The organism is Proteus faecis (assembly GCF_003144395.1).
GTDB classification, from domain to species: domain Bacteria; phylum Pseudomonadota; class Gammaproteobacteria; order Enterobacterales; family Enterobacteriaceae; genus Proteus; species Proteus faecis.
In genome coordinates this window covers 44,058-55,120 of record NZ_PENZ01000035.1, presented here as the reverse complement: position 1 = coordinate 55,120, position 11,063 = coordinate 44,058, and the positions used below count along the sequence as shown (strand labels likewise).

Here is an 11,063-nt window from a genome sequence, read left to right as displayed (position 1 = left end):
TAGCGCCGATGGTAGTGTGGGGTCTCCCCATGTGAGAGTAGGGAACTGCCAGGCATTAAATAAGACGAGAAAGCCAACCCAGTGGGTTGGCTTTTTTGCGTTTGGGGTTTTTAAAAGATCAAAGTGAGTAAATTCTGAATATAAAATGCCCTTATTGAGGGCATTTTTATGATCTTTTAGCAAAAGTTATGACGAGAAAACGCAGCGAGTACGGTTCTTTCTGAAATTTCTAAATAGCTTTCCATTGCTATTGCTGCTTCTTGAGCTTTTCCATCTATTAAAAGCGTTAAAATGTGCTCATTTTTCTCAATATATGGTGCATGTAGTAATTGAGGATCGTTTAATAAACCGAAGGCTAAACGTAATTCTGCTAGAATAAGTTGGTACTGTTTAAACAATCTAGGACTATCTGAAAGTTCAACAATTGCGGTATGAAAATGCATATTACAGGTTCCTACACCGCTCCAATCTTGTTGTTTTTGAAAAACTTTTGCTTGATTAACACTATCTTGCATTCTAACAATAGCGGGATGCATAGGATAAGAATGTCGTAGAGCATCACATTCAATTAATCGCCTTACACGATAAATATCCATGATACTTGCCATATCTGGTACAGAAACAAAAACACCGCGATTAGGCTTATAAGTTAAAAGCCCTTCTTGGGTAAGAACACGAAAAACCTCTCTTAAAGTATTACGTGATATCTCTAGCGTTTCACTTAATGCAGTTTCTGATAATCTTTCACCAGGAGGTAATTCTCCAATAGTGATTTTTTGCCGAATAATATTTGCGACTTTTTGAGAAAGAATTTGTGGAGATGTTTTTTTCTGCATTATCTTCTGCTTTATCTTAATAGAAGCGTCTATTCTATCAGTGTGTTTTGTAATATATAACCTCTATTATGTCACTCTGTCGTACTTCTCACTGTATGAGTATGACTGTCTATTTATTTTTATCAAAAAAACTTAATTTTTTCTCACAATAATTTAGTGATTAAACTTATTTTTCCTTTAATTTAGTGCACTATTTTTGTGCAACTGATCTTTCTATGCCTTATTTAAGTGCATATTCATGACTAACTAACGAGTTATTATTGTCAATAAAATGTTAAAAGTGAGATCTTCTTTGCACTTTTATCATCCCATATTTAAATCCATTTGCTTATTTATTCATCTATTATTATTAATTGTTCAACAATCTAATATCAGATGGTTAACAATTATGTAGTCATGCTCAACAATGGCATGTTAATTGCCTTAGTAATAATAATTAAAATAATGATGATAAAGGGGGTAGCTTATGGCTACACAAGATTCTGCAAATACAACATCAACTTCTTTTATAAAAAGTCGGCGTTCTTCATTAATAGCTGCCATTTTTTTAATGGCGACATCAGCAATTGGACCCGGTTTTATTACTCAAACTGCAACCTTTACTGCCACTATGGGAGCTGCATTTGCATTTGGTATTTTGGCATCAATCATTATTGACTATGTTGTTCAGCAAAGTATTTGGCGAGTGATCACCGTTACCAATATGCGTGCTTCAGATATTGCTAACAAAGCAATACCAGGTAGTGGCTATTTACTTGCTGTGTTAGTTATTTTTGGTGGCTTAGTGTTTAACGTGGGTAATATTGCAGGTGCTGGCTTAGGGCTTAATGCAATGGTTGGTCTCGACCCTAAATGGGGTGGAATGTTAAGTGCTTTACTTGCGATTTATATTTTCTCATCACGTAAAGCTAGTAATTTTATTGATCGTATGATTATCGTACTTGGTATTGTCATGATCTTGCTGACAGTTTTTGTAATGTTTGCTTCTAATCCTCCAATTGGTGAAGCATTAAGACAAACTGTTTTACCTGATGCGATTAACTTCGCTACGATCACTACAATTGTTGGTGGTACGGTGGGGGGCTATATCTGTTATGCGGGGGCTCACCGTCTTCTTGATAAAGGAACAACGGGTATTGAGAATATTGACGCCGTATCAAGTGCTGCAACCAAAGGAATTTTAGTTGTTGGATTAATGCGCTATATCTTGTTCCTTGCTATTTTAGGTGTGGTTGCCAGTGGCGTAACATTAGATATTTCTAGCCATGCGGCCAATCCAGCTTCTCAAGCATTTCAACATGCGGCGGGGTTAACTGGATTACGCATCTTCGGTCTTATTTTATGGGCAGCTGCATTAACAAGTGTGATTGGTGCTGCTTATACCTCAATGTCATTTATTACTGTATTTAAAAGAGGTATTACTGAGCGTCAACGTAATATCGCAACCATTATATTCATCGCTATTTCACTCGCCATTTATATGGTTATGGGAACTGCACCGGCTGCATTATTAGTCTTTGCCGGTGGTTTTAATGGCCTAATTTTACCTATTGGTATGACACTATTTATTTTTGTTGCATGGCGTCGCCAAGATCTTATGAATGGTTATAAATATCCAGCATGGTTACTGTGGTCAGGTATTTTTGTCTGTGCGCTGACTTGGTATATGGGCATTATGTCCGTGGGGGCTATTTTCAATTACCTCAACATTGCTTAAGAGAATAATGACGATGATAAAAGTTATCGATTTAAATAGTGACTTAGGCGAAAGCTTTGGTCAATGGACAATGGGCAATGATGATGCAGTGCTGGAAATTGTCAGTAGTGCCAATATTGCTTGCGGATTTCATGCCGGTTCACCAGATGGAATTTTAAAAACATTAAAAGCAGCAAAACAACACAATGTCGCAATAGGGGCACATGTCTCTTATCCTGATTTAGTGGGTTTTGGTCGTCGGAATATGGATATCGCCAGTGATGAATTAACCGCAGATGTGATTTATCAAATAGGAGCTTTGCAAGGATTGGCTAAAGCAGTGGGGTTGAGCGTGACTTATGTTAAGCCTCATGGCGCGTTGTATAACACAATTGCTCATGATAAACGTCAAGCACTTGCGGTTATTGAGGCGATACTTGCTGTAGATCCTCAATTGGTATTAGTTGCTTTAGCGGGCTCCCCCTTAATTACACTTGCAAAGGAAAAAGGGCTTCGTGTTATTGCCGAAGCCTTTGCAGATAGAGCTTATCACGCGGATGGTTCGCTGGTTTCTCGTAAAAAAGAGGGCGCAGTTTTACATGATCCTAAACATGTAGCACAGCGCATGTTACAGCTTGTGCAAGAAGGTGGCGTTGAGTCTATAGAAGGTATTTTTACTGCGATAGAAGCTGATTCTATTTGTGTTCATGGTGATGGTCCTGATGCTGTAACGCTTGCTCAAAGTGTAAAAGAAATTTTGATTAATCATGGTGTTAGCATTAAACCTTTTGCACCTCTGTCACTTAAAAATGAGGTACAAAAATGAGTAATTTAATGCAAGCTACTGCGGATGCCATTGCTAAAGCACAAGAAGCTCGATTAGCTATTCGTAATGGTTTAGTAAAACCAACAGCAGGTATGGCGAAGGGAATGACTCAAGCTAATATGATTAGTTTGCCTCGTGATTGGGCATTTGATTTTCTGCTTTATGCTCAACGTAATCCAAAAAGTTGTCCAATATTAGATGTTTGTGAGGCTGGAAGCTATCATACAGTTTTGGCGGAACACGCTGATTTACGTACTGATATTCCTTTGTATCGAGTTTGGAAAAATGGAAAATTGGCGGATGAAATCACGGATGCGACTAAAGTCTGGGAGCAACATCCTGATTTAGTCACTTTCCTTATTGGTTGTAGTTTTACATTTGAAACACCGATGTTAGAAGCGGGCATTGAGATCCGCCATATCACAGATAACTGCAATGTTCCGATGTATAAAACGAATCGCTTGTGTCGTCCTGCTGGACGATTAGAAGGTGAGTTAGTGGTTTCAATGCGTCCTATTCCAGCTGATAAAGTCGCGGATGCTGTGATGATTAGCGGACGTTTTCCTTCGGTACATGGTGCTCCTGTACATATTGGCTCACCTGATGCTCTAGGTATTAAAGATATTATGTCGCCAGACTTTGGTTCTCCAGTGAGGATTGAAGATGGTGAGATCCCTGTATTTTGGGCTTGTGGTGTGACTCCACAAGCGGCAGTGATGCGTTCAGGTGTTCCTTTCGCACTCAGCCATGCTCCGGGACATATGTTTATCACCGATGTACCTGATGCAGCTTATCATGTATAAGGGAGGATGATACTTTGCGCTTTTTACCTGTTAACTTATCTCATTTACTTGTCGAGCTTTCCTCTTTAAAAGAGACACTCGCATTGTATGAATCTGTTAAACAAGCGGATATTGCTGCTATTCAAGATATTGTGCCTGCTGCAAAAACACTTTTAATTCACTATACACCGTGGCTGATCACGGCTGAAGAGCTTGTGTTTCAGCTTCGACAATTAGAAGTCAAAGCGGTATCAGCACATCAAACACAATCATTAACGATCCCTGTTCATTATCAAGGTGAAGATCTCAATGAGGTCGCTGAATTATTAGGGATCACAACCAGTGAAGTGATCCGCAGACACACAGAACAAACCTATCAAGTTGCATTTACTGGTTTTGCCCCAGGTTTTGCTTATTTGATCGCCGATGAAAGCCAGCTCTATGTACCTCGTCGTAAAACTCCTCGTACACGGATCCCTGCAGGCTCTGTCGGATTAGCCGGTGAATTTAGTGGGGTTTATCCACAACAAAGCCCTGGTGGTTGGCAACTTATTGGTACCACAGAGATAAAAATGTGGGATCTCTCTCGTGAACAGCCCGCCTTTCTATTACCCGGTAATGAAGTGCATTTTGTCGATGCACAAAAGACATCAATAACTGTTTCACTCCCTGAGAAAAAATCAGCCATCACTTCCTCGCTCTCGTTAAATGATAAAGGGTTATATGTTATTTCAGCGGGGCTACAAACTTTATTTCAAGATGAAGGGCGTATTGGTGCGGCATCAATGGGCGTTTCAGCTTCAGGTGCACTTGATAAACCGGCTTTACATGCAGCTAATCGTTTAGTGGGTAATCCCACAACTTTTGTTGCACTTGAGATAACACAAGGTGGACTGACTCTTAAAGCAAGACAAGATTGTGTGATTGCTTTAACAGGGGCTGATTGCGCTATTACGCTAAAACATGAGTCGGGAGAGAATGAATCTTTATCTGGTTATCAACCTATAGATGTTCGTTGTGGTGATGAAATTATTTTAGGTATACCAAAAGCAGGTGTGCGTAGCTATCTTGCCGTGAGAGGCGGGTTTAAATTACCAAAAGTGTTAGGTAGTTATGCGTTTGATACTTTGGCACAAATCGGCCCTAATGCTTTACAAGAAGGGGATGTTCTTCATCTGAATAATGAGAGTATCTCAAACGGTATTGTTGCCGATGAACAGCCAATATCTGCACTGCCAAAACAAGGTGATATCGTCACACTTGATATCGTTTTAGGCCCTCGTACTGACTGGTTTACAACTGAAGCGATAAAGACATTAACGTCTCAATTATGGCAAGTGACGCCACAGTCTAATCGTATTGGTTTACGTTTATTGGGTGAAATACCTTTGGCACGAGAACAACAACAAGAACTATCGAGTGAAGGTACTTGCATTGGTGCAATACAAGTGCCGATTAATGGGCAACCTGTTTTGTTTCTTAACGACCATCCTTTAACAGGAGGATACCCTGTTATTGGCGCTGTTGCTGAATATCACTTACCACTCGCAGGGCAGATCCCTGTTAACGCTAAAATTCGTTTTAACCCAATTACCGAATTTCAAGAATATTGATAGGAGAATGCCACTCATGACAACAATTAACCAAAAACAACGAGTGAAGCATAGAGTATTGATTGCCAATAGAGGCGAAATTGCTGTTCGTATTATTCGTGCTTGCCAGGATTATGGTGCTACTTCAATTGCCATTTATGCTAATGATGATATTGATGCACTGCATGTTCGTCTTGCTGATGAAGCTTATGGACTCAAGGGTAATTTGCCGAAAGAAAGCTATCTAGATATTAATAAAATTATTGATATTGCTCATAAAGCTAAAGCAACGATGATCCATCCCGGTTATGGTTTTCTTTCTGAACGAGCTGATTTTGCAAAAGCAGTACAGGATGCTGGATTTATTTGGATAGGTCCTAGCCCAGAAACGATTGAAGTGCTTGGCGACAAAGTGAAAGCTCGCAAAATTGCACAATCTGTCGGTGCTCCTCTTGTAAATGGCACCGCAGATCCCGTTAATGATGCTAAAGAGGTTCTAGATTTTGCCAAGCAATATGGCCTACCTGTTGCTATTAAAGCCGCTTTTGGTGGTGGTGGACGGGGTTTAAAGATCGCTCATAAAATGGAAGAGATTGAAGAGCTCTATCATTCTGCTGTACGAGAAGCTGTAACTGCATTTGGTCGCGGTGAATGTTATGTTGAGCAATTCTTAGATAAACCTCGTCATATTGAAGCGCAAATTATCGCCGATAAATTAGGTAATGTTGTTGTTGTCGGAACGCGAGATTGTTCGTTACAACGCCGTAATCAAAAGCTTATTGAAGAAGCCCCAGCACCTTATTTAACAGATGAACAACGTGAACGTATTCATCAATCAGCTAAAGATATTTGTGCTAAAGCGGGTTATGTCGGAGCCGGTACAGTTGAGTTTTTATTAAGTGCAAATGGTATTATCTCATTTCTAGAAGTGAATACACGTTTACAAGTAGAGCATCCGGTTACAGAAGAAACAGCGGGTATCGATTTAGTGATAGAGCAGTTACGTATTGCTGACGGGTTGCCACTCAGTATTGATAAAACCCCTGTTCCACGAGGTCACTCTTTTGAATTTAGGATCAATGCGGAAGATCCGGCGAAAGGCTTTTTACCTACGCCGGGTTTAATTACACACTTCTCTCAGCCTTCTGGTCCTGGTGTTCGTGTAGATAGTGGTGTTGCGGAAAATAATCAGGTTTCACGTCAATTCGATTCGATGATGGCAAAACTGATAGTGACAGGTGCAACACGTGAACAAGCCATTGCACGGGCTCGACGAGCGTTATCTGAATTTAAAATCGAAGGTGTGGCAAGCGTATTGCCTTTCCATTGTGAAATGATGGCGCATTCCGATTTTACAGAAGATTTTAAAGTGCATACCCGTTGGATTGAAACTGATTTTCAGGCGAAAAATAGCTATTTTCCTCGAAGCACTCCGGCAAAAAATGAAGAGCTCGTTCGTACTTTTATTGAAATTGATGGTCGTCGACATGAACTCGCTTTGCCTGCTCAATTATTATCACTCTCTGCGGTAGTACCAACAGCAATTAATGCCAGTCATGAGAAAGAAGAGAATGAAAAAGCAGTTACTGCACCAATCTCTGGTGTATTACACAGCTGGATCTTATCTGATGGTGACAAAGTCAAAGAAGGTGATGTTATTGCCATTATGGAAGCAATGAAAATGGAGGTTCAGGTGGTCGCTTCTCGTGATGGTGTACTTGTTCAAAAAGCCAAAACAGGTGATTACTTTTCAGCAGAAATGGTGTTAGCAGAAATAAACTAAAAACATTAAAAAATAAGCTACTGATTAATAAAATATTATCTGTTTATAATATCAGCCCCTTAGACAGACGGTTGCGGTCTAAGAAGTGGGAAGCTCGCCCGACAGGGCGGGGAGCAGTCACTATGAGGTCATTTCATATTAAGGGGCTTTTTTATAATAACTTTATTTATATTCCTATTTGTTATATCTAATTCCTTTTGGTTATAAGTCATTTTGCCTATAATCGAAGTTTGTTAAATTTTAACCAAAAAGGAAATTGGATGTTGCTTGTAACTCAACTGATTATTGGTGCTGCAATAGGGTTAGTTATTACAACGACCGGTGTAGGTGGTGGTGTTATTCTATTACCTGTTCTTATTTATCTTTTTGGTATGAATGCATTAGCAGCGGTTGCAACAGCAAATTTACTCTCGATGCTAATGAAGCTCTCATCTTCTTATATCCATTTTCGGTTAGGTAATATTCCATTAAAACCTGCACTATTGATCTTAGGGATAATGTTTCCAGCAACATTCTTAGCAAGTTACGGTGTGACATGGCTGGGATCACAACCTCAATATTACGATCGTGTTGAATCGGGTATTAATATTTTAATGATCGTTGCCATTGTGTTTTCATTGATTTTATTTTTACAGCGAATGTTAAGAAGATCAGCAAGTTCAAATCCTTTAATTGTTTTACCGCCACCTTCTTCAGTGACTTTTTCTTCCTTATTTGTGCCAGGAGTCAGTGCTGGGTTTGTTCTTGGTGCAACTGGTGTCGGAGGGGGATTAGTGGTGTTGCCTGTGTTAATGCGTTTTGCACAAATGGGCATTAAAGAGGCAATCGGTACTTCTATTTTTATTACCACGATCCTTTCAGGTGGATCAGCGATTGCTTATAGTGCTGGTGGTTATACTGATGTCCACACGGCACTTATTCTTTGTTTAGGCTCATTACTCTCCATTCCATTAGCACGCTATTTACTTGTCTATTTATCAGAGCGTTTTTTCCAATATTTAACACTGTCTTTTATTCTGATCAGCATCATTATGATGAGCTGGAAGTTAATAAATTAACTTAATGTAATATCGAGTGAGTCAATCTTTCTCTTATTGCCTTTAGTTAGACTAAACTTATTCTATCATCATTAGATTAACTACTAAGAGTAAGTAAAAACGAGATGAACATTAAAATAGGTGATGAGTTTTTAGTTTATATGGCGCTAGGTGAAGAGAGCTATATGAAAGAGTATTATCGTGTGATTGAAATTGATCCAACGCTTTCTCAAGTAACAGGTAAATTACTAAGAAGAACGACCGCTGATGATAAAAATATTGGTTTAGGTCGTTGCGAATTAGAAGGTGGCATTGAACAATTTGCGTTGGAAGATATCTATCCTATTAAAGTGTGATCCAAATTACGGATCACACCCTTCAATTTACTTGTCATCTACGCTACAGGTGCATTCTCAGGTAATGCGGATTTTGGTAAGCCAAAGACTTTGTCAAATATCCAGTTATAAATGAAGGTATAACAAGGGATGATGATGATCAGCGCAAAGTCCATAACTAGCGCTTGCCATAACGAAACATTAAGCCACCACGCAATTAATGGAATTAAATAGAGCACTAGTGTTAGCTGAAATCCAATGGCATGTACTAAACGGCGTCTAAAAGTTCGGATCCTCGAAACTTGTCGACTCTCCCAAAATTCAAATAGACAGTTATAAATAAAATTCCAACTCACCGCGATTGTGGTGATCACAAGCGCTAATGGGCCGGTTACTGCGGTTGAACTATCAGCCAAAAGTGCAAGCCCGACTGATGAAATAACCCACCCAAAAACCTCATATGCTGTTACGTAGATAATTTTTCGTTTAATACCTTGCATTGTGCTCTCTTTTTCTGTGGATCCGTGCCATTAAGCGTCGTAAGATAAATCAGTAAGAGTGATAGGAAAAGTCAGCTAGTATCAATTTAACTGAAACATCAGGAGTGAACATGCAGTTCTCAAGTGAACATATTGCGATATTTTTAGCCGTGATGGATAAGGGATCTTTCTCAGCGGCTGCACGTTCATTAAAACGCGTTCCATCAGCAGTTAGTATGGCGATTGCTAATATGGAAGCTGAATTAGGTTATGCACTTTTTGAGCGATCATCTCGAGAGCCTCAACCAACTGAAAAAGCAAAAGCACTTGAGCCTCATGCCAGAATGATCGCAGAGCAATTAAAATTATTACAAGTGCACGCACAAGAGCTTTCCATGGATCTCGAAAGTGTTTTAAATATTGGTGTTGCGGCTGATATTAATCCTGATTATTTATTACCTGCATTATCTGAATTAACCCAACGTTATCCATTACTTAATGTGAATGTGATAACTGCGGCACAAGACGATATTATTGAGATGCTACATTCGCATAAAATTCAATTAAGCTTAGTTTATGGGGGCTTGTATGTGAATGGTGATGAGCAATTTCAATATCTTGGTTCTGAGTCATTGGTGGCAACAATATCTGCAAGTCATATTGCATTAGCACACCCTGCAAGTGTGTTTATTGAAGATCTGGTCAATGTGCGCCAAATTATGATCGCAAGTCATACCAAAGAGTTAAGAGATGAGCGCTCATTAGTGGCAACGAATTATTGGCAAACCGATAGTTTTCAAATGGCTTTGGGTATGGTTGAAGCGGGAATGGGATGGGGGAATTTACCCTATTCGCTGATTTATGCTCAATTGCAAAAAGGTAAATTAAAACAGCTGCAGTTCAAGAATACGAAAAATGAGTTGCGATTGCCTATTCATGCCATGTGGCTAAAAGGGGAGTCGTTACAAAAAGGGGCAAAAGAGTTAGTTGAGCTGATGAGTACTCACCAGCCCATTGTACCTAACTTTAATTAATCGACGCGTTGTTGATGAACCCAAACAGCAACTTCAACACGAGATTTTAGCTTCATCTTTTTCAGTAGATGTTTTACATGCACTTTGACCGTACTTTCTGTGATATCAAGCTTACGTGCGATCATTTTATTTGATAATCCTTGTGCTATCAGTTTTAAAATATCGCGTTCACGCGGGGTGAGTTGCTCAATATCACGCTCACCCTCAGAACGATCTTCACGTAATGATTCGGCTAAAATAGGGGTTAACGTAGGGCTGACAACCATTTTTCCGGCGGCTGCTTGTTTTAGCGCTGCAAGTAATTCTTCAGGCTCCATATCTTTTAAAAGATAGCCATCTGCACCACGTTTTAACGCTGTGATTAAATCATCGCTATAATTTGATACGCTAAAAACAACGATCCGGCCTGATAACGACTTTAATCGAAGTTGATCAAGTGTTTCAAAACCATTCATTCCTGGCATATTCAGATCGAGTAAGATTAAATCAGGATCTAACTCTTCAGCGAGTTTCACACCTTGAATACCATCTCCAGCTTCCCCAACGACTGTGAGTGTTGTATCGAGGCTTAAAAGTTGTTTTACACCATTGCGTAGCATCGGATGATCATCAATGAGTAAAATTGTCGCTTTTTCTGTGGGGGATCCCATATTATTCATTACG

At 39.5% G+C, this 11,063-nt stretch carries 11 protein-coding genes; 8 read left to right on the top strand and 3 right to left on the bottom strand.

Annotated features, from left to right (window positions below):
• Window positions 1-176: 176 nt before the first annotated feature.
• On the bottom strand, window positions 177-836 hold the full coding sequence (locus tag DK858_RS12765; protein ID WP_109397742.1) for a GntR family transcriptional regulator: 660 nt from the start codon (window positions 834-836) through the stop codon (window positions 177-179).
• A gap of 466 nt (window positions 837-1,302) precedes the next feature.
• On the opposite strand from DK858_RS12765, the gene DK858_RS12760 reads away from it, so the two are divergent.
• The 7 genes from DK858_RS12760 (at window position 1,303) to DK858_RS12730 (ending at window position 8,908) form a co-directional block, all read left to right on the top strand.
• Window positions 1,303-2,553 (top strand): NRAMP family divalent metal transporter, encoded by a 1,251-nt coding sequence (locus tag DK858_RS12760; RefSeq protein WP_109397741.1) that lies wholly within the window; start codon window positions 1,303-1,305, stop codon window positions 2,551-2,553.
• A gap of 13 nt (window positions 2,554-2,566) precedes the next feature.
• Window positions 2,567-3,358, top strand: coding sequence for a LamB/YcsF family protein (locus tag DK858_RS12755; RefSeq protein ID WP_109397744.1), 792 nt, complete (start codon window positions 2,567-2,569; stop codon window positions 3,356-3,358).
• Window positions 3,355-4,161: a putative hydro-lyase gene (locus DK858_RS12750; RefSeq protein ID WP_109397740.1), complete on the top strand. Its 807-nt coding sequence runs from the start codon at window positions 3,355-3,357 to the stop codon at window positions 4,159-4,161. Before DK858_RS12755 ends, DK858_RS12750 begins: the two co-directional genes overlap by 4 nt.
• Window positions 4,162-4,175: 14 nt before the next feature.
• Window positions 4,176-5,753, top strand: a complete 1,578-nt coding sequence (locus tag DK858_RS12745) for a 5-oxoprolinase subunit B/C family protein (protein ID WP_109397739.1) — start codon at window positions 4,176-4,178, stop codon at window positions 5,751-5,753.
• 16 nt (window positions 5,754-5,769) lie between these two features.
• The gene (locus DK858_RS12740; RefSeq protein WP_109397738.1) at window positions 5,770-7,515 is read left to right on the top strand and encodes an acetyl/propionyl/methylcrotonyl-CoA carboxylase subunit alpha; all 1,746 of its coding nucleotides are present in this window, start codon (window positions 5,770-5,772) and stop codon (window positions 7,513-7,515) included.
• Between the two features lie 260 nt (window positions 7,516-7,775).
• Entirely contained in the window at window positions 7,776-8,573 is a 798-nt protein-coding gene (locus tag DK858_RS12735) for a sulfite exporter TauE/SafE family protein (RefSeq protein WP_109397737.1), read from the top strand.
• 104 nt (window positions 8,574-8,677) lie between these two features.
• Window positions 8,678-8,908 carry a hypothetical protein gene (locus DK858_RS12730; RefSeq protein ID WP_109397736.1) on the top strand — a complete coding sequence of 77 codons (231 nt, stop codon included), beginning with the start codon at window positions 8,678-8,680 and terminating at the stop codon, window positions 8,906-8,908.
• A 38-nt stretch (window positions 8,909-8,946) separates the two neighbouring features.
• On the opposite strand, the gene DK858_RS12725 is transcribed toward DK858_RS12730, so the two are convergent.
• Window positions 8,947-9,387 (bottom strand): PACE efflux transporter, encoded by a 441-nt coding sequence (locus DK858_RS12725; RefSeq protein ID WP_109397735.1) that lies wholly within the window; start codon window positions 9,385-9,387, stop codon window positions 8,947-8,949.
• A gap of 110 nt (window positions 9,388-9,497) precedes the next feature.
• Here DK858_RS12725 and DK858_RS12720 point away from each other — a divergent pair, with 110 nt between their 5' ends.
• Window positions 9,498-10,400 (top strand): LysR family transcriptional regulator, encoded by a 903-nt coding sequence (locus DK858_RS12720; RefSeq protein ID WP_109397734.1) that lies wholly within the window; start codon window positions 9,498-9,500, stop codon window positions 10,398-10,400.
• On the opposite strand, the gene narL is transcribed toward DK858_RS12720, so the two are convergent.
• Window positions 10,397-11,050 (bottom strand): two-component system response regulator NarL, encoded by a 654-nt coding sequence (gene narL / locus DK858_RS12715; protein WP_369961695.1) that lies wholly within the window; start codon window positions 11,048-11,050, stop codon window positions 10,397-10,399. The genes DK858_RS12720 and narL overlap by 4 nt on opposite strands.
• Window positions 11,051-11,063 lie beyond the last annotated feature (13 nt).